The organism is Kitasatospora sp. NPDC005748 (genome assembly GCF_040630735.1).
Classification (GTDB): Bacteria; Actinomycetota; Actinomycetes; order Streptomycetales; family Streptomycetaceae; genus Kitasatospora.
In genome coordinates, this window is the sequence record NZ_JBEXYD010000012.1 from 141,655 (window position 1) to 165,017 (window position 23,363).

The 23,363-nt window shown below is 76.0% G+C and carries 24 protein-coding genes; 11 read left to right on the plus strand and 13 right to left on the minus strand.

Translation table 11 applies throughout. From position 1 onward, the window contains the following. Positions 1 to 96 precede the first annotated feature (96 nt). Entirely contained in the window at positions 97 to 468 is a 372-nt protein-coding gene (locus tag ABZ495_RS12805; protein WP_359835673.1) for a hypothetical protein, read from the plus strand. Positions 469 to 572: 104 nt separating this feature from the next. Here ABZ495_RS12805 and ABZ495_RS12810 read toward each other — a convergent pair whose 3' ends face one another. Both ABZ495_RS12810 and ABZ495_RS12815 read right to left on the minus strand, forming a co-directional pair. After that, positions 573 to 1,376: an MHYT domain-containing protein gene (locus ABZ495_RS12810; protein WP_359835675.1), complete on the minus strand. Its 804-nt coding sequence runs from the start codon at positions 1,374 to 1,376 to the stop codon at positions 573 to 575. A gap of 288 nt (positions 1,377 to 1,664) precedes the next feature. Next, the gene (locus ABZ495_RS12815; RefSeq protein WP_329490510.1) at positions 1,665 to 2,732 is read right to left on the minus strand and encodes an RNA ligase (ATP); all 1,068 of its coding nucleotides are present in this window, start codon (positions 2,730 to 2,732) and stop codon (positions 1,665 to 1,667) included. Between the two features lie 435 nt (positions 2,733 to 3,167). On the opposite strand from ABZ495_RS12815, the gene modA reads away from it, so the two are divergent. The 3 genes from modA (at position 3,168) to ABZ495_RS12830 (ending at position 6,074) form a co-directional block, all read left to right on the plus strand. Then, a complete protein-coding gene (gene modA, locus ABZ495_RS12820) occupies positions 3,168 to 4,022 on the plus strand; it encodes a molybdate ABC transporter substrate-binding protein (protein ID WP_359835677.1) in 855 nt (284 codons plus the stop codon). Next, a complete protein-coding gene (locus ABZ495_RS12825) occupies positions 4,019 to 4,888 on the plus strand; it encodes an ABC transporter permease (RefSeq protein ID WP_359804245.1) in 870 nt (289 codons plus the stop codon). The genes modA and ABZ495_RS12825 overlap by 4 nt, the downstream gene beginning before the upstream one ends. Before the next feature lie 118 nt (positions 4,889 to 5,006). Beyond that, positions 5,007 to 6,074 (plus strand): ABC transporter ATP-binding protein, encoded by a 1,068-nt coding sequence (locus ABZ495_RS12830; RefSeq protein WP_359835680.1) that lies wholly within the window; start codon positions 5,007 to 5,009, stop codon positions 6,072 to 6,074. Between the two features lie 36 nt (positions 6,075 to 6,110). Here the strand turns inward: ABZ495_RS12830 and ABZ495_RS12835 are convergent, their stop codons facing one another. Beyond that, positions 6,111 to 6,773, minus strand: a complete 663-nt coding sequence (locus ABZ495_RS12835) for a response regulator transcription factor (RefSeq protein WP_359804243.1) — start codon at positions 6,771 to 6,773, stop codon at positions 6,111 to 6,113. Next, complete coding sequence (locus ABZ495_RS12840; protein ID WP_359804242.1) at positions 6,770 to 8,017, minus strand: histidine kinase; 1,248 nt, start codon at positions 8,015 to 8,017, stop codon at positions 6,770 to 6,772. Before ABZ495_RS12840 ends, ABZ495_RS12835 begins: the two co-directional genes overlap by 4 nt. 131 nt (positions 8,018 to 8,148) lie before the next feature. Between ABZ495_RS12840 and ABZ495_RS12845 the strand changes: the two genes are divergently transcribed. Genes ABZ495_RS12845 through ABZ495_RS12855 form a run of 3 tightly spaced genes read left to right on the plus strand, consistent with a single transcriptional unit; the run spans position 8,149 to position 10,643 of the window. Continuing rightward, entirely contained in the window at positions 8,149 to 9,057 is a 909-nt protein-coding gene (locus tag ABZ495_RS12845; protein WP_359804241.1) for an ABC transporter ATP-binding protein, read from the plus strand. Continuing rightward, entirely contained in the window at positions 9,054 to 9,851 is a 798-nt protein-coding gene (locus ABZ495_RS12850; RefSeq protein WP_359835682.1) for an ABC transporter permease, read from the plus strand. Before ABZ495_RS12845 ends, ABZ495_RS12850 begins: the two co-directional genes overlap by 4 nt. A gap of 45 nt (positions 9,852 to 9,896) precedes the next feature. Next, positions 9,897 to 10,643 (plus strand): hypothetical protein, encoded by a 747-nt coding sequence (locus ABZ495_RS12855; protein WP_359835684.1) that lies wholly within the window; start codon positions 9,897 to 9,899, stop codon positions 10,641 to 10,643. A gap of 36 nt (positions 10,644 to 10,679) precedes the next feature. Here the strand turns inward: ABZ495_RS12855 and ABZ495_RS12860 are convergent, their stop codons facing one another. From ABZ495_RS12860 to ABZ495_RS12870, 3 genes are all read right to left on the minus strand, one after another. Further along, positions 10,680 to 11,396: an aminoacyl-tRNA hydrolase gene (locus tag ABZ495_RS12860; RefSeq protein ID WP_329490501.1), complete on the minus strand. Its 717-nt coding sequence runs from the start codon at positions 11,394 to 11,396 to the stop codon at positions 10,680 to 10,682. A gap of 97 nt (positions 11,397 to 11,493) precedes the next feature. Beyond that, positions 11,494 to 12,129: a hypothetical protein gene (locus ABZ495_RS12865; RefSeq protein WP_359804238.1), complete on the minus strand. Its 636-nt coding sequence runs from the start codon at positions 12,127 to 12,129 to the stop codon at positions 11,494 to 11,496. Between the two features lie 65 nt (positions 12,130 to 12,194). Beyond that, positions 12,195 to 13,130, minus strand: a complete 936-nt coding sequence (locus ABZ495_RS12870) for a hypothetical protein (RefSeq protein WP_329490499.1) — start codon at positions 13,128 to 13,130, stop codon at positions 12,195 to 12,197. Positions 13,131 to 13,252: 122 nt separating this feature from the next. Between ABZ495_RS12870 and ABZ495_RS12875 the strand changes: the two genes are divergently transcribed. Both ABZ495_RS12875 and ABZ495_RS12880 read left to right on the plus strand, forming a co-directional pair. Then, positions 13,253 to 13,624, plus strand: a complete 372-nt coding sequence (locus ABZ495_RS12875) for a YbjQ family protein (protein WP_329490498.1) — start codon at positions 13,253 to 13,255, stop codon at positions 13,622 to 13,624. Positions 13,625 to 13,824: 200 nt separating this feature from the next. Further along, entirely contained in the window at positions 13,825 to 14,916 is a 1,092-nt protein-coding gene (locus ABZ495_RS12880; RefSeq protein WP_359835701.1) for an NAD(P)-binding domain-containing protein, read from the plus strand. Here the strand turns inward: ABZ495_RS12880 and paaE are convergent. From paaE to ABZ495_RS12910, 6 genes are all read right to left on the minus strand, one after another. After that, complete coding sequence (gene paaE, locus ABZ495_RS12885; protein WP_359835685.1) at positions 14,904 to 16,049, minus strand: 1,2-phenylacetyl-CoA epoxidase subunit PaaE; 1,146 nt, start codon at positions 16,047 to 16,049, stop codon at positions 14,904 to 14,906. The genes ABZ495_RS12880 and paaE overlap by 13 nt on opposite strands. Then, entirely contained in the window at positions 16,050 to 16,556 is a 507-nt protein-coding gene (paaD, locus tag ABZ495_RS12890) for a 1,2-phenylacetyl-CoA epoxidase subunit PaaD (protein ID WP_359804236.1), read from the minus strand. It lies immediately after the preceding gene. Beyond that, a complete protein-coding gene (paaC, locus tag ABZ495_RS12895) occupies positions 16,550 to 17,431 on the minus strand; it encodes a 1,2-phenylacetyl-CoA epoxidase subunit PaaC (RefSeq protein WP_352291080.1) in 882 nt (293 codons plus the stop codon). The genes paaD and paaC overlap by 7 nt, the downstream gene beginning before the upstream one ends. Before the next feature lie 17 nt (positions 17,432 to 17,448). Next, on the minus strand, positions 17,449 to 17,742 hold the full coding sequence (gene paaB / locus ABZ495_RS12900) for a 1,2-phenylacetyl-CoA epoxidase subunit PaaB (RefSeq protein ID WP_329490494.1): 294 nt from the start codon (positions 17,740 to 17,742) through the stop codon (positions 17,449 to 17,451). Beyond that, entirely contained in the window at positions 17,739 to 18,794 is a 1,056-nt protein-coding gene (gene paaA / locus ABZ495_RS12905; protein WP_359835687.1) for a 1,2-phenylacetyl-CoA epoxidase subunit PaaA, read from the minus strand. The genes paaB and paaA overlap by 4 nt, the downstream gene beginning before the upstream one ends. Positions 18,795 to 19,292: 498 nt before the next feature. Continuing rightward, the gene (locus tag ABZ495_RS12910; RefSeq protein ID WP_359835689.1) at positions 19,293 to 20,522 is read right to left on the minus strand and encodes a M20/M25/M40 family metallo-hydrolase; all 1,230 of its coding nucleotides are present in this window, start codon (positions 20,520 to 20,522) and stop codon (positions 19,293 to 19,295) included. Between the two features lie 1,206 nt (positions 20,523 to 21,728). Between ABZ495_RS12910 and ABZ495_RS12915 the strand changes: the two genes are divergently transcribed. Both ABZ495_RS12915 and ABZ495_RS12920 read left to right on the plus strand, forming a co-directional pair. Next, complete coding sequence (locus ABZ495_RS12915; RefSeq protein WP_359835691.1) at positions 21,729 to 22,031, plus strand: GNAT family N-acetyltransferase; 303 nt, start codon at positions 21,729 to 21,731, stop codon at positions 22,029 to 22,031. Positions 22,032 to 22,191: 160 nt separating this feature from the next. Further along, on the plus strand, positions 22,192 to 23,205 hold the full coding sequence (locus ABZ495_RS12920) for an aldo/keto reductase (RefSeq protein ID WP_359835693.1): 1,014 nt from the start codon (positions 22,192 to 22,194) through the stop codon (positions 23,203 to 23,205). Positions 23,206 to 23,363 lie beyond the last annotated feature (158 nt).

The window sequence follows — 23,363 nt, forward strand, 5'->3', positions numbered from 1 at the left end:
ATTCGTGTGCAATGCGTCATCGTCCGGGCGCAGCCGGGGACTTCCGGCTCCCGACGCCCGTCCGGGGCAGGCACCACGAGCGAGGAGAGAGCACCCATGTCAGGTTGTATCGCCAGGAACATCGCCAAGTTCGGGATGGTGGCCGCGGCCGCCCTCGGCGCGGTCGGCGCCACCACCCTGCCGGCGGCCGCCGCGCCGGCCGCCGGCGACCAGTCCATCTCCGCCGGTCCGGGCGCGTCCGCCGAGGCCGTCACCGCCTCCTACCGCTGCACCATCACCGCCGACTACGGCTGGCGCTGGGAGGGCAACTGCCGGATCTACTCGGGCGAGCTGCGCACCATCACCTACTGCGCCAACGGCACTTCCACCACCGGGCTCTGGATCGGCGCCCGGACGCAGCCGTGGGCGGTCTGGGGCAACTGCCCGGGCTCCAGCTGGACCAGGATCGCGTTCCAGACCCGCGGCTGACCCGTTCCGCGCACCGGCGCGGGGGCGCCACCCGTCCGCGGGTGGCGCCCCCGAACCGTTCCGGACGGCCCGTCGCGCCCGGCGGGCCGGCGGCCGGGACGGCGTCAGGCCGCGCGGTCGTGCCGCCCCGGCCCGGGGCGCGCGGGCGCCGCCGGGAACTCCTCGATGGTCAGCTCGCCCGCCTCCCGGCGGGCGGCGCGGTCCGGGGCCGGCGGCGAGAGCGCGGCGAAGGCGGCGGCGAGGAAGAGGAAGGACCCGGTCCCGACGGCGAGCGGAAGGACGAACTCCATCGGGCCGGTCCCGTCGAGCCCGGCCCGGGCGGGCACGGCGGCCGTCCGCGCGCAGTGCAGACAGCTGACGGCGAGCCCCATCACCAGGGAGGCGGCCGTCTCGGCCGCCGCGCTGCGGAGGGTGACGACGGCCCAGAGCGAGCCGGTGGCCGCCCCGACCGCGACCAGCACCGAGAGCGCCACCGTGCCCGGGTCGAAGCGCAGGCCGCCGCGGGTCCGCAGGGCCGCCAGGTCGAGGTAGTGCACCGCGGCGATCCCGAGGCCGGTGATCACGCCGCCGGCCAGGAGCGCGGGGCCGCGGCGGCGCCCGTACCCGACGGCGCACACCCCCGGACCGGTGACCAGGACGGCCACCGGCAGGCCGAGCACCGCCGCCGGAACGCCGTGGCACGCTTCGGCGCCGTCGGGGGTGAAGCCGGACATCGCCACGACGTCCATCGTCCAGATGCCGGAGCCGATCGCCGCTGCCGCGGTGAGCAGCCGGTTCCGCCGGGCGGCGCCGGTCGCCGCGAGACCGCGCAGGGTGCGGCGCAGGCCGAGCGCCGCGAGGGCGCAGGCCACCACGCACGACAGCGCGGGCGTCACCCAGCCGGAGCCGAGGTGGCTCGTCGTGCCCATGGGACCTCCGGTCGAGCGGTCGGGGCCCGGGGCGGTCCCCGCCGCGCCCCGGGCTCCCTGGACCGGGCGGACTCCGCACGGCCGGCGGGCGGGTGACCGGTCCGGAGGGGCCGATCACCCGTCATATGCCGTCCGCACGTGCGCTTCCGGTCCGGGGTGCGTGGGACGCTATCGGGCCCCCGAAAGAAGTCACCCGAAGATATGGAAAGCTGCCCGCACCCTGGGGAGGCTGTGCTCGAATGAACCGGTCCTGCGCCGCCCCGCCCGGCGGTCGGCCAGCGAGCCCTCCTACTCGTACTCGGTGCCGCCCTTGCGGGTCAGATAGGCGTCGCCGACCACCTTGGCGATCGCCCGGCCGCCCACCACCGGGCTGTACCGCTCGGCCACCGGACGGACCACCACGCCCTCGCGCACGTGCAGTTCGCGCCCGGAGACCGTCTCGCGCCCCTGGGCCAGCGCCAGCACGGTGTCCGGGTCGAACGGGCCGCGCCACAGCTCGGGCACCACCGGCAGCTCACCGCCGAGCAGTTCGGCCGCCGACAGCCAGCGCAGCTGCCCGTCCACCACCGCCGAGACGTCGAACGCCGCGTAGCCGGGCAGCTCGGTGCGGCCGGACTCGCCGTACGTGAGGTCCTGCACACCGGCGCCGAACACCTCGCCGAAGATGCCCACCCGCTCGGCGCCGAGCCGCTCCGCCAGCCGGGCGGCCACCGCCGGTATGCCGTGTGCCCGGACGGCCCGCCAGTAGAGGTTCCGCCCGTCCTCGGCCAGCGCGAGCCCCTGGGCGCCGATGCCCTTCGAGGCCACCTGCACCTCTCCCCCGGCGGCGTGGTAGGTGACGAGGCAGCAACTGCCGTGCAGCTTCTCGGTCAGTACGACCGGCTCGCCGGGCTCGAAGATCCCGGGGAAGCGCTTGAGGTTCTCGATGTCCACCCACGGCAGCAGGTCCGGCGCGCGGACCACCTCGCCGTTCATCGCCGTGGGGATCGGCGGCCGCCACTTCACCACGCCCAGCCGTTCGGCGAAGTCCTCGCCGCGCTCGGCGGCGGCCGCCAGATCGGTGCCGGCCAGCGCACCGGGCCGGCAGACGATGCCCTGCGACAGTTCGCCGCGCAGCCGGACGGCCTTCACCCGGTCGGCGCCGCTCCCGGCCAGCCGCCCGGTCAGGCCCAGCTCCTCGATCAGCGGCGCGGGCAGCACGGCCTGCTCGGGGATGTAGACGGCGTAGTCGCCGGTCCGGTACGCGCCCTTGGCCACCACCGCCCGGTAGAGCCCGACCTGTGCCAGCTCCAGGGCGTCGGCGTTCGGGTGCGCCAGGACGGTCAGCCGTTCGGCGGTGACACGCAGTGTGGACACGGGTGGGCTCCTCCCCTTGGCCCGGCCGGTCGGCCGGCGGTGCGTACGGGCGCGGGTGCGCACGGGCGGACCGCTGCCCGGCCGGGTTGACCGGGCGCGCTCACGCCCGGTGAGCACTCTCGCCCCTCGCGCTGCTCGCGCGCGACGGGTTTTCCCAGCCGGCGCGGGGATCCCCCGCTCGATGCCCGCCCGCCGCGGAGGTGCCGGGCGGCGGGCTCGGCAGGGGCGCGCAGCGGCGTCGGCCCCCTCGCCGAGGGGCCGGCCGACCGCCCGGTTTGAGCCTTCCCACAGCTGGGGCACGAATCCCGGCGGCGCCTGCCTGTGCAATGAGACAGGCACTTTCCGCTCGCATTTGCGGCACTATGATCGGCGTAATGGCCGCACCTGCGGCAGCGTCCCCGCGCCCCTTCCGGCGCGCCCAGGAGGGGAATACCGATGAGCATCCGTGCCGTGCGCTCCCGCAGACTCGCCGTCGCCGCCGCAGCGGCCCTCGCCCTCAGCCTCGGGGTCACCGCCTGCGGCAGCGACGGCGGCGACAAGGCCTCCGGCGGCTCGTCCACCGCGGCCCCGGCCGCCGGGGCGGACACCCCGGCGTCGACCGGCGCCGCCAGGGTGTCCGGCCCGATCACCGTCTTCGCCGCCGCCTCGCTGAAGGAGACCTTCACCGACCTCGGCAAGACGTTCGAGGCGGCCAACCCGGGCGCCAAGGTCACCTTCAACTTCGGCGGCAGCTCCAGCCTCGCCACCAGCATCAACTCCGGTGCCCCGGCGGACGTGTTCGCCGCCGCCAGCCCCGCGACCATGAAGACGGTCACCGACGCGGGCGGCGCCACCGGTGAGCCGAAGACCTTCGTCAGGAACACGCTCACCATCGCCGTGCCGAAGGGCAACCCCAAGCACGTCGCCGGGTTGAACGACCTCACCGCCCCCGGGGTCAAGGTCGCCCTCTGCGCGAAGGAGGTGCCCTGCGGCGCCGCCGCCCTGACCGCGCTCAAGGCCGCCGACGTCAACCTGACCCCGGTCACCCTGGAGCAGGACGTCAAGGGCGCGCTCACCAAGGTCGAGCTGGGCGAGGTCGACGCCTCGCTGGTCTACCGGACCGATGTGAAGGCCGATGCTGCGAAGATCGACGGCGTGGACTTCCCCGAGGCCGCCAAGGCCGTGAACGACTACCCGATCGCCGCCCTCGCCAAGGCGCCGAACAAGGACGGCGCCGCCGCCTTCGTGGCCTACATCCAGTCGCCCGAGGCCCAGCAGGTGCTCACCGCGGCGGGCTTCCAGGCACCATGAGCCGCCGCACCACCGCCGGCTCCGGCGTCCGCGCCGCCTCCGGCGCCGAGCCCCCGCGAGCGGGCACGGCGCACCGGCGGCGGCGCGGGCGGCGCGTCCCGGTCGCGCTGCTGCTCCCGGCCCTGCTCGGGCTGGCGTTCCTGACCCTGCCGCTGGTCGGCCTGCTGGTCCGGGCCCCCTGGAGCACGCTGCCGGAACAGCTCACCAGTACCGAGGTGTGGGACGCGCTGCGGCTCTCGCTGTTCTGCGCGACGGCGGCCACCGGGGTGTCGCTGGTCCTCGGGGTGCCGCTGGCCTGGGTGCTGGCGCGGACCGAACTGCCCGCCCGCCGGCTGGTCCGTGCGCTGGTCACGCTGCCGCTGGTGCTGCCGCCGGTGGTCGGCGGGGTGGCGCTGCTGCTGGTGCTCGGGCGGCGCGGCATCGTCGGCTCCTGGCTGGACTCCGCCTTCGGGATCACCCTGCCGTTCACCACCACCGGTGTGGTGATCGCCGAGGCGTTCGTCGCGATGCCCTTCCTGGTGATCAGCGTCGAGGGCGCGCTGCGGGCCGCCGACCCGCGTTACGAGGAGGCGGCCGCCACCCTGGGTGCCTCCCGGCTGACCGCCTTCCGCCGGGTCACCCTGCCACTGATCGCCCCCGGCATCGGGGCCGGCGCGGTGCTGGCCTGGGCCCGGGCGCTCGGCGAGTTCGGCGCGACGATCACCTTCGCCGGCAACTTCCCGGGCCGGACGCAGACCATGCCGCTCGCCGTCTACCTGGCCATGGAGTCGGATCCGGAGGCGGCGATCGCGCTCTCGCTCGTCCTGCTGGTGGTCTCCATCGCCGTCCTGGCGGGCCTGCGCGACCGCTGGCTGTCCACCCCGTGACCGGCACCCCGGCCGGCGGCCGCGCCGAGCCCTCCGCCCACTCCCTGCCCACCCGCGCCCTGCCCGCCACCGCCGTGGGCGCCCCGCCGCCCCGCACCTCCCCCGGGACACTGCCACGATGACCGCCGCGAAGCACGCCCTCGACGCCCGGCTGCGGGTGGACCGCGCCGCCTTCAGCCTCGACCTCGCGCTCACCGCCGCCCCCGGCGAGGTGGTCGCCCTGCTCGGGCCGAACGGCGCCGGCAAGTCCACCGCGCTGCGGGCCCTCGCCGGGCTGCTCCCGCTCACCGCGGGCCATCTGCGGCTGGACGGCCGGGTGCTGGAGGACCCGGCCGAGCGGCTGCACACCCCCGCCGAGGAACGGCCGGTCGGCGTGGTGTTCCAGGACTACCTGCTCTTCCCGCACCTCAGCGCACTCGACAACGTGGCGTTCGGCCCGCGCTGCCAGGGCCGGCCCAAGCGCGCGGCCCGGGCCGAGGCGGCCGGCTGGCTGGAGCGGATGGGCCTGGCCGAGCACGCGCGCACCCGCCCCGGCCGGCTCTCCGGCGGCCAGGCCCAGCGGGTCGCGCTCGCCCGGGCGCTGGCCGTCCGGCCCCGGCTGCTGCTGCTCGACGAGCCGCTGGCCGCCCTGGACGCCCGCACCCGGCTCGACGTCCGCTCGCAACTGCGGCGCCACCTGGCCGAGTTCGAGGCGGTGGCGGTGCTGGTGACGCACGATCCGCTGGACGCCATGGTGCTGGCCGACCGGCTGGTGGTGATCGAGGACGGCCGCGAGGTGCAGTCCGGGAGCCCCGCCGAGATCGCCCGGCGGCCACGCACCGACTACATCGCCCGCCTGGTCGGTCTCAACCTGTACCAGGGCCTCGCGGACGGCCGCCGGGTCACGCTGGTCGACGGCACCGAGCTGGCCACCTCCGAGGAGCTGACCGGCCCGGCCTTCGTGGCCTTCCCGCCGGCCGCCGTGACGCTGCACCGGGAGCGGCCGCACGGCAGTGCGCGCAACGTCTGGAAGCTGGAGATCGCGGGGCTGGACCTGCACGGCGACCAGATCCGCGCCGACCTGGCCGGCGCCCTCCCGATGGCGGCCGACCTCACCCCCGCCGCCGCGGCCGAACTCGACCTGGCGACCGGCACGTCCGTCTGGGCCTCGGTCAAGGCCGTCCAGACCCACGCCTACCCGGCCTGAGCGGGCCGCCGCCCGGAGCCGCCGGCCGGCGCCCGGCTACTCCGAGGGCTCCACGAACCCGGACTCGTACGCGGCGATCACCGCCTGGGTGCGGTCCCGCGCCCCGAGCTTCGCCAGCACGCTGCTGACGTGCGTCTTCACCGTCTGCACGCCGAGGAAGAGCTGCTCGGCGATCTCACCGTTGGTCAGCCCCCGGGCCACCAGGCGCAGCACCTCGGCCTCGCGCTCGGTCAGCGCGGCGCGGGCCATCGTGTCCCGGGCCGCCCGGTTGCCCTGGCCGGCGGCCAGACGGCGGATCGCGGTCGGGAAGAGCAGCGACTCACCCGCCGCGACCAGCCGGACGGCGTGGGCGATCTCCGCCGGGCGGGAGCGCTTCAGCAGGAAGCCGTCGGCCCCGGCGCGCAGGGCCTGGTAGACGTAGTCGTCGTTCTCGAAGGTGGTGACGACCAGGATCTTCGGCGGCTGCCCGCCGGGCGGCACGGCCCCGACGAGCGCGCGGGTCGCCGCGAGACCGTCCAGCCGGGGCATCCGGACGTCCATCAGCACCACGTGCGGGCGCAGTTCGCGCGCCATCGCGACCGCCTCGGCGCCGTCGGCGGCCTCGCCGACCACCCGCAGGTCGCCCTGCGCCTCCAGGACGGCCCGCAGCCCGGCCCGGACCAGCTCCTCGTCGTCGGCCAGCAGAATGTCGATCATCACGCGCCCAAGCGTAGGGGCATCCGCACGGCCAGCACCCACTGCCCGGCCTCCGGCCCCGCCGCGGCCTCGCCGCCGAGCAGGGTGGCCCGTTCGCGGATGCCGCGAAGTCCCTTGCCGCCCCGGTGTGGTGTCGCGCGGACGGCGGACGACGCCAGCGCGTTGGTGCAGCGCAGCTCCAACTGCCCCTCCCGCACCGTGATCCGGACGGTGATCGGCTCACCCGGCGCGTACTTGAGGGCGTTGGTGACACCCTCCTGGACGATCCGGTAACCCTCCCGGGAGAGCACCCCGGGCAGTTTCGCCGCCGGTACGCCGATCCACGCCTCGACCGGGCTGCCGGCCGCGCGCGCGGTGTCGAAGAGGGCGGGCAGCTGCCCGATGCCGGGCCGCTCGGTGGCCGGGCCGTCGGCGCCGTCCGCGCCCTCGAAGGCCCCGCCCGTACCGGCGGTGTCGCGGGTCTCGCGGAGCAGGACGAGCGTGCGTTCCAGGTCCTCCATCGCCTGCCGGCCGGTCTCCTCGATGACTTCGAGCGCCTTGGCGACGAACGCCGGGTCGCCCACCTCCCGCGCCGCGCCCGCCTGGATGACCGTCACCGTCAGCGCGTGGCCGATGGAGTCGTGCAGCTCCCGGGCCAGCCGGTTGCGCTCCAGCAGGCGTTCGGCCCGCAGCTCGGCGGCGGCCAGCCGCTCGGCCGGGGACGGCCCCAGCAACCGCACCGCCATGGCGAGTTGGAGACGGCCCGCCCAGACCACCAGCCAGCCGAGGGCGAACATCAGCACCGGTGCCAGCAGCGGGTACCAGGTGAACCCCTCGCGCGCCGGGAGCCGGAGGCCGAAGAGGTCCGGCTCCGGCCGGACGAGCAGCCCGACGGCGGCGGCCGGCACCAGGACGGACGGGAAGCCGACGGCCGTCCCGAGGGCCACCCGCCCGATCAGCCAGGCCGCCGTACGGCGCCGGTCGGCGAAGCCGCGGGCCGGCTCGGCCGCGATGTCCTGCTCCCGCGCGGGCATCAGCAGCAACCGGGCCTGGACACCCTCCGCCCGGCGCATCGCGGGTACCAGGGCGGCCGCCACGAGCAGCGCGACGTCCAGCGGGACGGCCAGCGCGAGCAGCCCGCCGAGGCTGCGCCCCTCCGTCCCCGGGAAGACCAGCAGGACGACGCCGGCGAAGATCAGACCGATCAGCAGATGGAGCCACCGCGCGTAGGTGGCGGCGCTCAGCAGCGGCGCGAGGATCCTGGGCATCCGGCCATCCTGCCAGGCCAGGGGCACGGACGGCCTCCCTCCCGGGAGGGAGGCCGGTCCCCTCCCCGGCGGGATCCGCCGCAGCCTCCGCTCCGGTCGAATAGGGCCATCGACAGAGAGGGAGGGCAGCCGTGATCCAGGTTCAGGGCCTCACCAAGGAGTACGACGGCACACGCGTGGTCGACGACCTCGACTTCGAGGTCCGGCCCGGTGTGGTGACGGGCTTCCTCGGGCCGAACGGCGCGGGCAAGACCACCACCATGCGACTGGTCCTCGGCCTGGACCGGCCGACCGCCGGCCGCGCGCTGGTCGGCGGCCGCCCCTACGCCGAACTGGCCGACCCGCTGCGGCAGGTCGGCGCGCTGCTGGACGCCCACGCCCTGCACGGCGGCCGCACCGCCCGCGGCCACCTGCGCTGGCTGGCCGCCGCGGGCGGCCTGCCGGAGCGCCGGGTGGCCGAGGTGCTCGGCCAGGTCGGTCTCGCCGACGCGGCCGGCCGCCGGATCCGCGGCTTCTCGCTCGGCATGCGCCAGCGCCTCGGCGTGGCCGCCGCGCTCCTCGGCGATCCGCCGGTGCTGATGCTCGACGAGCCGGTCAACGGCCTCGACCCGGAGGGCATCCGGTGGATCCGCACCCTGCTGCGCGAACTCGCCGCCGAGGGACGGTCGGTGCTGGTCTCCTCGCACCTGATGACCGAGATGGCGCTCACCGCCGACCACCTGGTGGTGATCGGCCGGGGCCGGCTGCTGGCGGACGCCGCCACCTCCGACTTCCTCGACCGCCACGGCCGCACCCGGGTCCGGGTCCGCGCGGTGGACCCGGTGAAGCTGGCCGCCCTGCTGGCCGGCTCCGACCTGGCCGCCGAGGCGGTGGACGGCGGCGCCTGGGAGGTCACCGGCGCCGAGCCGGAACGGATCGCCGCACTGGCGGCGGCCAACGGCGTGGTGCTGTACGAGATCGCCGTCCAACAGGACTCGCTGGAGGAGGCCTTCATGCGGATGACCGCCGACAGTGTCGAGTACCGGGCGGTGGCGGCATGAGCGCCACCGGCACGCCCGTCCGCACCGGCAGGGCGCCGGCCCCGGGGTCCGCCCCGACGGGCTTCGGGCAGGTCCTGCGGTCCGAGTGGATCAAGCTCGTCACCCTGCGCTCGCTCTGGCTGACGCCGCTCCTGGCGGTCCTGCTGACGGCCGGGCTCGGCACCGCCACCGCCGCGGCGCTCGGCGACGAGGACGCCAGCCTGATCGACGACCCCGGCATCGGGATCCACTACGGCCTCAACTTCGGCCAGGCCGCCCTGACCTGCTTCGGCGTCCTGCTGGTCGGGCAGGAGTTCAACACCCGCATGATCGGCGTCTCGCTCACCGCCGTCCCCCGGCGCGGGCGGTTCTACGCCGGGAAGATCACCCTGGGCGCGCTGGTGGCCCTCGTCGTCGGCCTGCTCGGGACGGCCGGCTCCTTCGCGGGCTACGCCGCCTACGCCACCGGTGCCTGGGACGGCCCCGCCCTGCTCCGCAGCGCCACCGTCGGGGTGCTGTACCCGGTGCTGCTGGTGGTGACCTGCGTCGGCCTGACCGCCGTGCTGCGCAACCTCACCGCCGCGATGGGCCTGCTGGTACCGACGGTCTTCCTGCTCTCCCCGCTGCTGGCCGGCGTGCCGGGGGTCCGCCGCGTGGTGCAGTTCCTGCCCGACCGGGCCGGCCAGTACGCGCTGCACTACGCCGACGATCCGCAGGTCGTCTACGGGCACTGGGCCGGCCTGCTGATCATGGCCCTCTGGGCGGCCGCGGCCGCGTACGGCGGCCTGCGCGCGCTGCGCCGGGCCGACGCCTGACCGCCACTCCCCACGACCGGACCTGCCGGAAAGGACACCCCCGCGATGACCACCGCCGCCGTGCTCCGCTCGGAGCGGCTCAAGTTCACCACCCTCCGCTCGCAGTGGAGCACTCCGCTCGTCGCCCTCGCGCTGACCGTCGGCATCACCGCCGCCGTCAACGCCGCGTACGGGCAGGTGGACCACAGCCCCGGCGAGGACCCGTCCATCGGGATCTACTACGGCCTGCAGTTCGGCCATGTCGCGGTGGCCTGCGTAGGCGTCCTGCTGATCGGCCAGGAGTTCAACACCCGCATGATCGCCGCCTCGCTCACCGCCGTCCCCCGGCGCGGGCGCCTCTACGGCGCGAAGCTGGCCCTCGGCGCCGGGCTCGGGCTGCTGCTGGGGCTGGTCTCCACGGCCGGCTCGTTCCTGGCCACCGCCGCGACCGTGGGGGTGGACCTCACCGTTCCCGGTACCCGGCGCAGCTTCCTCGCTGGGGTGCTCTACCACCCGCTGCTGATCGTGCTCTGCCTCGGGCTGACCGCCGTCCTGCGCAACCTCAGCGCCGCGCTCGGCCTGCTCACCCCGATGCTCTTCCTCGGCACCACCGTGCTGACGGCGATCCCCGGGGTGCGCGAGGCGGCGCAGTTCCTGCCCGACCGGGCCGGCTTCCACGCGATGCGCACCCAGGCGGACCCGACGGTGCACTACGGCCACTGGACCGGTCTGCTGATCATGGCCCTCTGGGCGGCCGCGGCGGCCTGCGCCGGTCTGCGCTCGGTGCGCCGGTACGCGGTCCGCGCCGGGTGACCGGCGGCGGTCGCCCGGCCCGCCCACCGGCCCCGGTCAGCCGCGCCGCAGCGCCGGGTGCTCCGCGACCACCGTGCAGCTCCCCGGGGCGATCTCGGTGAACCCCGCGTCCTGGACCAGCGGCAGACCGCTCGCCACCAGCTCCGCCCAGGCCTGCGGGGTGGCCGTCCGGACCGCCAGCGCGAAGCCGGACTCCGCCCACTCCTTGCGCTGCGCGTCGTCCAGCCGCCACCAGGCGAGCTGGGCGGCGTGGCCGGTCTGGGCCATCGTCTTGCCGGCGCTCATCTCCAGCTCCGGGTTGAGCCAGAGCACCGGCAGGCCCGCCCCGGACTCGGCGACCGGACCGCTCTCCTCCAGATCGGTGCCGGAGACCTGGAGCTTGGCGAGCTCCTTGGGCCAGCCATCGAGCGGGACCGGCGGGAACACCCGCACCTCCGCCTCCCGGCCGGCCACCGTGATGCCCGGCAGCTCGCCCGCCCGGCGCCACTCGCCGCCCCGGGCGCGCCGGACGACCTTGCGGATCCGGGCGTCCTCCCAGGCCTCGACCCGCTCGGCCCACTCGCCGTCCGGCGCGGTGACCCGGGGGTCGGAGAGCAGGGTGAGCACGGCCCGCGCCGAGGTCTCCAGCGCGTCGGTCCGCCCGGGCGGGGTGGCCCGCTCCAGCCGGACGACCAGCGGCAGCACGTACTGCGGCCGGGCGTCGCGGTCCTCGGGAGCAGGGGCGGGGACGGGGGCGTCGAACGGAGAAGTCACCCGTCCAGCATGCCAGCCCGCACGCGGCGGTGATCACGCCAGGTCGGCCGGGACGCACCGCCGGGCCCGGGGCTCCCACCGGGGGCCGGCGGGCCGGTCAGCGCAGGCGCTGCCGCAACTCCTCGACGGCGGTCCGGATACCCGCGCTGTACGCGTCCTGCGGCAGCGCGTCGAGGCTCCGCACGGCGCGCTCCAGCTGCTCGCGCGCCGGCTCGGGCTCGCCGAGCTTGAGGTGGTCGGAGGCCAGGTTGAGGTGCAGGGCCGGGTAGAACGCCCGGACCTGGAGGGCGGCCGCGTAGGTCTGCGCGCGCTCGGCGGTCAGCGAGTCGGCGGCGGCCAGGGCCCGGCGGTCCCACTCCAGCTCGGCGTGCGGATCGTCCTGCAGATCGGCCAGGTAGTGGGCGAGCACGCAGCGGTGGAAGACGTCGCCGCGTTCACCGAGCTCGTGCCAGAGCCGCTCGAAGCTCTCCCGGGCCTGCGCCCGCCGCCCGCGCTGGGCGGCCTCGACGCCCTCCAGGCCCAGCGTGAGCCGCTCCAGCACGCGGTCGTCGGCACCGGCGGCGTCGTGGGCCCCGGCATCGGCGGCTCCGGCGGCGTCGTGGGCACCGGCTCCGGCGGCGGCTCCGGTGGCGCGGGCGCCGGAGACGGCGGTACCCAGCGCGGCGGCCGCACCGGCGTCGGCGAGGCCCGCGCCGGGGGCGGGCCCGTCAGGAATGTCTGACAAATCGGACATGCCCGCAGCCTAACCGGCCGCCGCGCCCCCCGCCCCACCCGGCCGGGCCGCCCCGACCCGCGCCGTCAGCGCCGGTAGCCACGCTGCGGATCCCGCTCCTCGGCGTCCTCGTACACCAGGAACCAGCCCTCCGGGTGGGTCGCCGCGAGCAGCAGTTCGGTGCGCTGCTCGGTGCTCAGCTCCGGATCGCCGTCGTCCGGCCCGAAGACCCCGAAGAGCTCGTCGTGGCAGCCGTCCCAGTCGTAGTCGTAGAGGTCGGCCGGCAGGTCGCCCATCATGTCGGCGACCGACTCCGGCTGCGCGCCGAGCAGCGTGCGGGCGTCCACCAGGGCCATCCGCAGCGCGATCTCCTCGGCCAGGTTCCGCGGCAGCGGCCACTCACCGAGCGCGAGGTCGTCGGCGAGGTCGTCGAAGGCGCGGGCCATCGCCCGGCGCCAGTTCCGGTGCTGGCGCCAGGTGCGCTGCGGCAGCCGGGCGAAGACCGTCCAGTCCGTCTCGTCGCCGTCGCCGACCGGCTCGTCCTCGTGCTCCTCCAGGTCGTCGTACGCGGCGTCGGCCAGGCCCAGCAGCTGGGCGTGGAGGAGGCAGGCCGTGCGCGGGGTCAGCGTCCAGTCGCCGGCCCCGCCGCCGCCGTCCTCGTCCTCGCCGCCGTCCAGCGGGAACAACTCGGCGAAATCCGGCGCGAAGTCCTCGGTCACGCTGATCTCCAGCGTGCCGCCGATCGCCTCGACACCGGCGATCGCGGCCACCAGCCGGTCCGGGTGCAGCAACGCGCCGAGCGCCGCGTTGGCGTCCTCGGACACCTCGCGCAGCAGCTCACGCCGCTGACCCGCCGGGTCGACGCCCGCGAAGTCCAACTCCTCGACCGCCGCGATCGCGGCCGCCCGCAACGCCGGCCAGTCGGTGATCCGCAGGCCCAGCACCACCGTCGCCTCGATCTCCTGCGCGCCCGAGTCCTCCGCCGCGCCCGGCCCCTGTGGATGATCGCTTCGCTCGCCCATGGGGCTACGGTACGGCCTTTCCGCCGACCGATCACCGGTCCGTCCGGCATCTCGACGCCTTCTCCGCCGGTTCCCGGCCATGCCTCTGCCCACCGGCGGTACGCAGCCCGCAGGATGGCCCCATGGCTAACATCGACGAATTCGGCGGCGGGCAGCGCCCGGACGCCCAGGTCCTGGTCGTGACCACCAACGACATCCCCGGCTTCCGGGTCGACCACGTCATCGGCGAGGTCTTCGGCCTGACGGTCCGCAGCCGGCACATCGGCAGCCAGATCGGCGCCTCCCTGAAGTCACTGGTCGGCGGCGAGCTGCGGGGTCTGACGAAGACCCTGGTGGAGAGCCGCAACGAGGCGATGGAGCGCCTGGTCGAGCAGACCAAGGCACGCGGCGGCAACGCGGTCCTGATGTTCCGGTTCGACGTGACGGAGGCGCTGGACGCGGGGACCGAGGTCTGCGCCTACGGCACCGCCGTGGTGATCTCCCCGCTCACCTGAGCCGGCCGCCCGAGCCCCTGGCCGCACCCACCGCCGGGTCCCGGCGCGAGGGTCCTCCCCCGCGCCGGGAACACTCCCCGCCCGCGGGGTGTTTCACCGGCGTGACTGTTTACGGTGCAACCAGCCTGGGGGCGGTCGAGCCCGGGGCCGCCCCGCTCGCCGCCGACGCCGCCCCGGGGGCCGGCCGGACCACCCGACGGGTGGACGTCCTGGTGGTCGGGGCCGGGCAGGCCGGACTGTCCGCCGCCTACCATCTGCGCCGCCGCGGCTTCGCCCCCTACCGGGAGGACGCCGACGGCGGCTTCGTCGTCCTCGACGCCGGTTCCGCCCCCGGCGGCGCCTGGGCGCACCGCGCGCCCTCGCTGCGGATGGCCACCGTGCACGGCTTCCACGACCTGCCCGACTTCGAACTGCCCGAGCCCGACCCGGACGCGCCCGCGCGCGAGGTGGTCCCGGGGTACTTCACGGCGTACGAGGCGAAGCACGCGCTCCCGGTGGTGCGCCCCGTCCACGTCCGGGCGGTGCGCTCCGAGTCCGACCGGCCGGACGCCCGCCTGCTGGTCGGGACGGACGCCGGTACCTGGTCCACCCGGGCGCTGATCAACGCCACCGGCACCTGGACCCGCCCCTTCGTGCCGCACTACCCCGGCCACTTCGCCGGGCGGCAGCTGCACTACGCCGAGTACCGGGGGCCGACGGAGTTCGCCGGAAAGCGCGTCCTGGTGGTCGGCGGCGGCGCCTCGGCGGTCCAGGTGCTGTCCGAGGTCGCGGCCGTCGGCGAGACGGTCTGGGTCACCCGCACCCCGCCCGTCTTCCACGAGGGCCCGTTCACCCCCGAGTACGGCCGCGCGGTGGTCGCCAAGGTCGAGGAGCGGGTCCGCCAGGGGCTGCCGGTGCGCAGCGTGGTGAGCGTGACCGGGCTCGGCCCGTCCGTCGCCTACCGCCGGGCCGAGGAGCTCGGCGCCCTGCACCGCCGGCCGATGTTCGACCGCCTCACCGAGCACGGCGTCGCCTGGGGCGAGCGGGAGCTGGCGGTCGACGCGATCGTCTGGGCCACCGGGTTCCGCCCCGAGGTGGGCCACCTCGCCCCGCTCGGCCTGCGCTCCCCCGGCGGCGGGATCGCCCTCACCGGCACCCGGGCCACCGCCGACCCGCGCGTCCACCTGGTCGGCTACGGCCCGTCCGCCAGCACCGTCGGTGCCAACCGGGCGGGCCGGGCCGCCGTCCACGACATCGTCGCGCTGCTCGGACCGCCGGCCGGGGCGGCCGCGGTGCCCGCTCAGCGGTCGTAGTCGACCGTCACCCGGTCGGTGAGCGGGCGGGCCTGGCAGGTCAGCACGTAGCCGGCGGCCAGCTCCTTCTCCTCCAGCGCGAAGTTGCGGCGCATCTCCACCTCGCCCTCGGTGACCAGGGCCCGGCACGTACCGCAGACCCCGCCCTTGCAGGCGAACGGCAGGTCGGGGCGGGAGCGCTGGGCGCCGTCCAGGACGGACCGGTCGCGCGGCAGCGTGAGCGTGCTGCCGCGCCCGTCGAGGACGACGGTGACCTCGCTGTGCGCGACGCCGTCCGCCGGACCGGCCGGCTCGGTCCGCTCGGCGGCCGGCTCGTCCTCGGCGTGGAACAGCTCCTGGTGCACCCGCGCGGTCGGCACGCCCAGCCCGGCCAGCAGCTCCTTGGCGCCGGTGACCATCCCGAACGGCCCGCAGAGCCACCAGTGACCGACCGCCGGCACGTCCACCAGCGCGGTCAGCAGCGCCTCGACCCGCTCCGGGTCCAGCCGCCCGCTGAGCAGCTCGGCGTCCCGGGTCTCCCGGGAGAGCACGTGCACCAGCTGGAACCGGCCGAGGTAGCGGTCCTTCAGGTCGGCCAGCTCGTCGGCGAACATCACGGTGTCGCTGCGCCGGTTGCCGTAGAGCAGCGTGACGGTGGAGGTGCGGTCGGCGGCCAGGACGGAGGCGGCGATGGAGAGCATCGGGGTGATGCCGGAGCCGGCCGCCAGCAGCACGTGGTCGGCGGGCTCGCCGAGCGCGGGGGTGAAGAGCCCGGACGGGGTCAGCACCTCGACCTCCTCGCCCGCCCGCGCCTCGCGCACCAGCCGGCGGGAGAACAGCCCGCCGGGCACCTCGCGGACGGCGATCCGCAGCGGGCCGCCGACGGGGGCGCAGATCGAGTACGAGCGGCGCTCGTCGGTGCCGTCCACCACCTGGCGCAGCGTCAGCGTCTGTCCGGGGCGGAACGCGAACTCCTCGGCGAGCGCCTCCGGCACCTCGAAGGTCACCGCGACGGCGTCGTCGCAGAGCCGCTCCACCTCGGCGATCCGCAGGTGGTGGAAGGCCGGACGCCGGGCGGCCGGGGCGGGGCCGGCGGCCTGCTCGGCACTGGTGGCCGGGGCGGGGCCGGTGGCCGGGGCGGGGCTGGCGGCCATTCAGATCTCCTTGACGCGTTCGAAGGGCTCGCGGCAGTCCCGGCAGCGCCACAGCGCCTTGCAGGCGGTCGAGCCGAAGCGGGACAGCTCCTCGGTGTCGGTGCCGCCGCAGAGCGGGCAGGCCACCACACGGCGGGTCGGGCCGAGGGCCAGCAGGCCGGGGGACGACCGGTGCGCCGACGCCCGGTCGGGCGGCGCGATGCCCGCCTCGGCGAGCTTGCGGCGGCCCTCCTCGGTGATCAGGTCCGTCGACCACGGCGGGTCCAGCCGCAGCCGCACCCGGACGTCCGGGTACCCCGCCGCGTGCAGGCGGCGGTCCACATCGGCCGCCATCTCGGCGACGGCCGGGCACCCGGAGTAGGTCGGGGTCAGCCAGGCGGTCACCGTCGAACCGCCCTCCTCCACCTCGGCCAGCACCCCGAGGTCGGCCAGGGTGAGCATGGGCAGCTCCGGATCCGGGACGCTCGCCGCGACCTCCCAGGCCCGGCCGCGCGTGGTGGTCACCATGTCGCCCCCGGGTGCGCGCGGGCCACCACCTGGAACTCGGCCAGCAGCGGACCGAGCGCCTCGGTGTGCACGCCGTCCCGCCCGGCCCGGCCGCCGACCGTGGCCAGCCCCGGCACCTCGGGCACGGTCAGCCCGGCCTCGGCGAGGACGGCGGCCAGCGAGCGCAGCACCGGCTCGCGCAGGCCGGCCGGGTCCACGCCGACCCGCAGCTCCACCGGATGCGCCGTGAACAGCTCCTCCACCAGCGGCCAGACCGCGTCCAGACCGGCCTGCATCCGCAGCGCCGAGTACGGCGTCCCGTCGCCGAGCCGCAGCGTCCAGGCGGTGGCGTACTCGCGGTGGTAGGCCAGCTCCTTGACGCCCCGGGCGGCGACCGCCGCCAGCACGGGGTCGCGGTGCGTAGCCAGCGCCTCGTACAGCGCGCCGCGCGCGGTCGCGAAGACCAGCAGCCGGGCGACCGAGAACGCGAAGTCCCCGTTCTCCGCCTCGACCAGCCGGACGTTGCGGAAGTCGTGCTCCTCGCGCCAGTACGCCAGGTCGTCCTCGGTGCGGCCGGAGCCGTCCGCCTGGCCGGCCCGGGTGAGCAGCTGGCGGGCCTGGCCGAGCAGGTCGAGGCCCAGGTTGGCGAGCGCGACCTCCTCCTCCAGCTCCGGCGCCCGGGTGCACCACTCGGTGAGCCGCTGGGCGAGGACGAGGGCGTCGTCGCCCAGCATCAGGCAGTAGGCGGCGAGGTCGGCGCCGTCCAGGCCGGGCGGCACGGCGGTGTCCACCCCGAGCAGCGGGTCGGCGAAGCCCGTCCCGTACGCCCAGCGGCCTTCACCCTCGGGCTCGTCGGACGCCTCGGAGAGGCTCAGGTAGACGTGGTCGTCTGTCATGGTCGTGCTGCTCCCCGTCAGATGTGCGGGACATCCTCGGGGATGTCGTAGAAGGTCGGGTGGCGGTACACCTTGTCGCCGCTGGGGGCGAAGAAGGGGTCGCGCTCGTCCGGGGTCGAGGCGGTGATCGCGGCGGAGGGGACCACCCAGAGGCTGACGCCCTCGTTGCGCCGGGTGTAGAGGTCACGGGCGGCGAGCAGCGCCATCCGGTCGTCGGCCGCGTGCAGCGAGCCGACGTGGACGTGGTTCAGTCCGCGCCGGGGGCGCACGAACACCTCGTAGAGCGGCCAGCCGGCCTTGGACTCGGTCACTTTCCGTTCTCCTCGCTCTGCGCGCTCGGCGCTTCGGGTCCGGCCGTCGGGGCCGGGGAGGTGGCGGCCGGGGAGGTGGCGGCCGGGGCGGTCGGGCGGCTCTCCGCCCGGCGCTTGCGCGCGTAGGCGGTGGCCGCCTCGCGGACCCAGGCGCCGTCCTCGTGGGCCGCGCGGCGGCGGTCCACCCGCTGGGCGTTGCACGGGCCCTGGCCCTGGATGACCCTGGTCAGCTCGGACCAGTCCGGCTCGCCGAAGTCCCAGCAGCCCCGGTCCTCGTTCCAGCGCAGCGCCGGGTCGGGCAGCGTGACCCCGAGGTGGTCCGCCTGCGGGACGGTCATGTCGACGAAGCGCTGCCGCAGCTCGTCGTTGGTGTGGCGCTTGATCCGCCAGCCCATCGAGCGGGCGGTGTTCGGCGACTCCGCGTCGGAGGGACCGAACATCATCAGGGACGGCCACCACCAGCGGTCCACCGCGTCCTGGACCATCCGCCGCTGGGCGTCGGTGCCGCGCATCAGCGTCATCAGCAGTTCGTAGCCCTGGCGCTGGTGGAAGGACTCCTCCTTGCAGATCCGGACCATCGCGCGCGCGTACGGGCCGTAGCTGCAGCGGCAGAGCGGTACCTGGTTGCAGATCGCGGCGCCGTCGACCAGCCAGCCGATCACACCGACGTCGGCGAAGCTGAGGGTCGGGTAGTTGAAGATCGAGGAGTACTTCTGGCGGCCGGAGATCAGCTTCTCGGTCAGCTCCGCCCGGTCCACGCCGAGGGTCTCGGCGGCGGCGTACAGGTAGAGGCCGTGGCCGGCCTCGTCCTGGGCCTTGGCGAGCAGGATCGCCTTGCGGCGCAGCGACGGGGCACGGGTGAGCCAGTTGCCCTCGGGCTGCATGCCGATGATCTCGGAGTGGGCGTGCTGGGCGATCTGGCGGATCAGGGTGGCCCGGTAGGCGTCGGGCATCCAGTCCCGGGGTTCGATCCGCTGCTCGGCGGCGACGACCGCCTCGAACCGCTCCTCCTGCGTCTGCGCGGAGGCCGGTTCGGCCACCTCTGTTGTCACCACTCGCCCCTCTCGCGTCCTGTCCCTGCGGTCCGCGCCCGGTGGCCGGTGCCCCGGTGGCCGGTGCCCGGGCGCGATCCGCTCGCGTCCCCGCAGCGGCGCCCCGTGCACCGGCCACCGGCAGCGCGGTGTGCCGGGCTCGGCCGCCGCCCTCACGGCAACCGACTGACCGTTCGGTCGGTACCATTGTGCGCGGTGAGGCGGCGCCCTGACAAGGGAACCGGGCCGCCCGGGGTCCGCCGGGGCTCGCTCCCGCGCCGGGGACCGCCCCGGGCGGGGGTGCGGGTGGCGGCCGCCGTCTCCCCGGGGGCCTCACCGGGGCCCCGCTGTGGCCTCGCCGGGCCCCGCTGGGCAGCGACCCGTCCGTCGCGGCGCGTCACGGCGGCCCCAGCGGGGGAGCCGCTCACCGCAACCGGCCCCACGGCGGTGGGCCCGCCGTCCGGGGTCGGACGACGGGCCCACCCGGCCCGGCCCGCCGCTACCGCGACGGGGGCGCGCTCACCCCTCCGACCGGTCCCGCAGGCGCGGCAGCGGTACGGCGAGGAGCGCCGCCAGCAGCGCGATCCGGGGCGCCAGCTGATCGATCCGGATGTGCTCGTGCCGGGCGTGCGCCCCGGCCCCGACCGCGCCGAAGCCGTCCAGCGTCGGCAGGCCGCGCGAGCCCGGCAGGTTGGTGTCACCGGCGCCGCCGGCCGGGCCGCCGTCCAACTGCTGCCCGAGCACCGCCGCGAGCGATCGGACGTGCCGCAGCAGCGGGTTGGCGGTGCGCTCCGGCCAGGCCGGCCGGCTGGACAGGACCTCCGTCCGCACCCGGGCCCCGGGCCGCAGCGCGGTGAGCCGGGCGAGGCTGTCGAGCGTGCGGCGCTGCGCCTCACCGGTGGAGAAGCGCAGACCCAGCTCGGCCTCGGCCCGGCCGGCCACCACGTTGGCGCGGGTACCGCCGCTGATCCGCCCGGCGTTGAGCTCGGTACCGGGCCGGCGGGCGAGGTCACGGACCGCGACCAGCTGGTCGACCAGCTCGTCCACCGCGGAGACCCCCTCGCCGGCGTCGTTGCCGGCGTGCGCCTCCCGCCCGGTGACGGTGAGCCGCACCCGGGTGCTGCCCCGGCGGGCCGTCTTGAGCCGGCCGTCCGGGTGCGGCGGTTCGAGCCCCAGGACGGCCGCCGCGCCGCGCAGTTGGCGCTCGACCAGGCGCCTGCCGTCCGGGCTGCCGACCTCCTCGTCCGAGACCACGACCAGCCGGACGGTGCGGTGCGGGCGCTGACCGAGGTCGGCCAGCAGTGCGAACGCGCCCTCCAGGACGGCGAGTCCGCCCTTCATGTCGACGACGCCGGGGCCGCTGAGGGTGCCGTCCTGCTCGGTCACCGGCCAGTCGTTCAGGATCCCGGCCGGCCAGACGGTGTCGTGGTGGCCGACCACGAGGAGGTGCGGCAGGCTCTCGTCCTGGCCGTCCCACTGGAGCACCAGGTGATCACCGGCGGGGCCGGGCTCGCGGTGGGCGGTGGCGCCGGTCGCGCGGAATCCGGCGGCCAACTCCTCGGCGAGGGCGTCGAGTCGGGGCGCGTCGCCACTGGGCGACTCGATGCGGGCGAGGTCCGCGCAGCGGCGTCGGACGGCTCCGGCCAGCGTACGGGCGCGGGAGCTGAGGGCCTGGGGCAGTCCGGGGAGGGCGGCGGTCAGGCCGGCGTGGGGATCACCGTCGGCGGCCGGAGGGGCGGGCGGCTCCACGGGCAACGCCTGGGCGGAGGCGGTGGGGCGGGCCGACGGGGCGGGCTCGGGCCGGGGCGGCGTCGCGGCTGGTGTCGCGGCCGGCGCCGGTGCGGACCGCACCGCCTGCACCGCCTCCGCGATGGCCGCGGCCTTGGGTGTGGTGGTGGTTGGACCTGGGGCCGTGGCCGCAGCTGTGGCTGTGGCCGTGGCTGTGGCTGTGGCCGTGGCTGTGGCTGTGGCTGTGGCGAGAGTCACAGGGGCGACGGTGGCCGAGGAGGGGCCGGCGGCCGCGGTGGTCACGGTCGACGCGGCGGGCGGCCGGACGGTTTGAGGACTCAACGCTCGCCTCCGCGGCCGCCGCCGGTATTCAGCGGCCGGACCGGCCGACCGGACCAGCCCGGGTGCCCGGACCAGCCGGGGCGCGCGGCCCCGGCCCGGCGTACGACCTGCCAGGCCGGCCCGTCTGGCCCAAGTGCGGTGGAACGGCTGGGCGGCATGCTTGGCATTGCGTCCTCCTCGCTCGATCCGGAGGCCCCGGTCGGCCCGGAGCCCCCGTGGACGGCGGCTTCGATGCGGCGGGCGCAGCTACGGCACCGCCACGGGGAAGCCGAGATGTGAGCCTAGAAGAACCGTTCGGCTTCCTGCGAGGTGGCCCTGCTCCCAGCGCGCCGAAGGGCCGGGCCCTGCCTCGGGCACCCGTCGGAGAACGGCGGCGGGCGCACGGCGCGCGGGCCTGGATCGGCGCGCGAGCGCGGTCGCCGGATCGCGCCCATCTCCACCATGGACCCGGCGCCCGGGTTCGGCAGCCCAAACGCCCAAGGCGCGGGTTTTCCACGCCGGATGGGTGACCCCGGCTCAGCGCCCGGTACGAGGAAGCGGGCCGTCGGCGCGGCCGTCCGTCGCGATACGCGGCGGCGGCGGAGGCACTCGTGGCGCGACCCGTCGGCCGGGTGGACGTCGCGGCGGAGGTGACCGGGCGAGAGCACCGGGGCGGCGCGCCCGGCACCGGCCCGGGCGACCCGGCACCGGCCCAAGTGCGGTGCCCCGGCGCCCGGTTGCCCCTCGTCGGGGGCGACCCGCGGTCCACCGGACGGCGAGGCCGTCCGGCGTGGAGACGGCGCGGCCGCGGTAACACCGGGCCGACCGACGGGCGGTGCGGCCTCCGGAACTCGATGATGGACCGGGGCCGGCCCCGGCTCCGCGACCTACCGCGAGGAGCCTTCGATGACCGTCACCGTGCACGACGCCGAAGCCGAGAACCGCTTCGAGGCCCGGGTGGACGGCGCCCCGGCGGGCTTCGCCGAGTACATCCGCAGCGACCGGCTGGTGGTCTACCCGCACACCGTGGTCGAGCCGGCGTACGAGGGGCAGGGGATCGGCAGCGCGCTGGCCCGGGCCGCGCTGGACGACGCACGCGAACGGGGCCTGGCGGTACTGGCGACCTGCCCGTTCATCAAGGGCTGGATGCTGCGCCACCCCGAGTACACGGATCTGGCCTACGAGAACCGCAGCCGGGTGAGCGACTGACGAATGACAGGTGACAGGTGACAGGTGACAGGTGACGACTGACAGATGACGGCTGACAAACTTTGAAATCTGTCAGTCGAGGTGCCATAGTGGAATCCGGCGGGCCCGCGCCCCGTGCGGCCGCCGGACCCTCCACCCCCTCACCCCGCCGGAGCACCCCGTGACCACGACCTCCCGGATCCCGCAGCGCCCGCTCGGCGCCGCCGGCCCCACCACCTCCGCCCTCGGCCTCGGCTGCATGGGCATGTCCGACCTCTACGGCCCGGCCGACGAGGCCGAGAGCATCGCGACCGTGCACGCCGCACTCGACGCGGGCATCACCCTGCTCGACACCGGCGACTTCTACGGCATGGGCCACAACGAACTGCTGATCCACGACGCGCTGCGCGGCCGGGACCGCGCGAGCGTGCAGATCAGCGTGAAGTTCGGCGCCCAGCGCGCCCCGGACGGCCAGTGGCTCGGCTACGACGCGAGCCCGGCCGCCACCAAGACCGCCCTCGCCTACACGCTGCGCCGGCTGCGGACCGACTACGTCGACGTCTACCGCCCGGCCCGGCTGGACCCGAGCGTTCCGATCGAGGAGACGGTCGGCGCGATCGCCGACCTCGTCAAGGCCGGTCACGTCCGCCACATCGGCCTCTCCGAGGTCGGCGCCGACTCGCTGCGCCGGGCCGCCGCCGTGCACCCGATCAGCGACCTGCAGATCGAGTACTCACTGCTCTCGCGGTCCATCGAGGCCGAGATCCTGCCCACCGCCCGCGAGCTGGGCATCGGCGTCACCGCGTACGGCGTGCTCTCGCGCGGGCTGCTCAGCGGGCACTGGGACAACGGGCGCGCGCTGGCCGGCTCGGACTTCCGCGGCCACAGCCCCCGCTTCCAGGGCGACAACCTGGCCCACAACCTCGACCTGGTCGAGGCGCTGCGCGCGGTCGCCGAGCAGCGGGGCGCGAGCGTCGCCCAGGTCGCGATCGCCTGGGTCGCCTCGCGCGGCGAGGACATCGTGCCGCTGGTCGGCGCCCGCCGTCGCGACCGGCTCGCCGAAGCCCTCGGTGCGCTGGACGTCGCCCTCACCCCGGCCGACCTCGCCGCCATCGAGGCCGCCGTCCCCGCCGGGTCCGCCGCCGGGGACAGGTACGCTGCCGCTCAGATGGCCCACCTCGACAGCGAGCACTGACCGGCACCCCGGCGGTCGCCGGTTCGCGGCCGGGGCGGGGCCCCGCCCCGCCCCCCCCCCCCCCCCCCGCCCCCCCCGCCCCGGGCGGGGCCCCCCCCCCCCGGGGCCCCCGACCCCAAAATCCACAACCCGTAATCCGGATTATGCTTTAAAAGTGG

Bases quoted from the DNA above. Each gene is read 5' to 3' on its own strand.
- ABZ495_RS12805 (WP_359835673.1), top strand. From the start codon at position 97: ATGTCAGGTTGTATCGCCAGGAACATCGCCAAGTTCGGGATGGTGGCC.
- ABZ495_RS12810 (WP_359835675.1), bottom strand. From the start codon at position 1,376: ATGGGCACGACGAGCCACCTCGGCTCCGGCTGGGTGACGCCCGCGCTG.
- modA (WP_359835677.1), top strand. From the start codon at position 3,168: ATGAGCATCCGTGCCGTGCGCTCCCGCAGACTCGCCGTCGCCGCCGCA.
- ABZ495_RS12825 (WP_359804245.1), top strand. From the start codon at position 4,019: ATGAGCCGCCGCACCACCGCCGGCTCCGGCGTCCGCGCCGCCTCCGGC.
- ABZ495_RS12830 (WP_359835680.1), top strand. From the start codon at position 5,007: ATGACCGCCGCGAAGCACGCCCTCGACGCCCGGCTGCGGGTGGACCGC.
- ABZ495_RS12840 (WP_359804242.1), bottom strand. From the start codon at position 8,017: ATGCCCAGGATCCTCGCGCCGCTGCTGAGCGCCGCCACCTACGCGCGG.
- ABZ495_RS12850 (WP_359835682.1), top strand. From the start codon at position 9,054: ATGAGCGCCACCGGCACGCCCGTCCGCACCGGCAGGGCGCCGGCCCCG.
- ABZ495_RS12855 (WP_359835684.1), top strand. From the start codon at position 9,897: ATGACCACCGCCGCCGTGCTCCGCTCGGAGCGGCTCAAGTTCACCACC.
- ABZ495_RS12865 (WP_359804238.1), bottom strand. From the start codon at position 12,129: ATGTCCGATTTGTCAGACATTCCTGACGGGCCCGCCCCCGGCGCGGGC.
- ABZ495_RS12870 (WP_329490499.1), bottom strand. From the start codon at position 13,130: ATGGGCGAGCGAAGCGATCATCCACAGGGGCCGGGCGCGGCGGAGGAC.
- ABZ495_RS12875 (WP_329490498.1), top strand. From the start codon at position 13,253: ATGGCTAACATCGACGAATTCGGCGGCGGGCAGCGCCCGGACGCCCAG.
- paaE (WP_359835685.1), bottom strand. From the start codon at position 16,049: ATGGCCGCCAGCCCCGCCCCGGCCACCGGCCCCGCCCCGGCCACCAGT.
- paaD (WP_359804236.1), bottom strand. From the start codon at position 16,556: ATGGTGACCACCACGCGCGGCCGGGCCTGGGAGGTCGCGGCGAGCGTC.
- paaC (WP_352291080.1), bottom strand. From the start codon at position 17,431: ATGACAGACGACCACGTCTACCTGAGCCTCTCCGAGGCGTCCGACGAG.
- ABZ495_RS12915 (WP_359835691.1), top strand. From the start codon at position 21,729: ATGACCGTCACCGTGCACGACGCCGAAGCCGAGAACCGCTTCGAGGCC.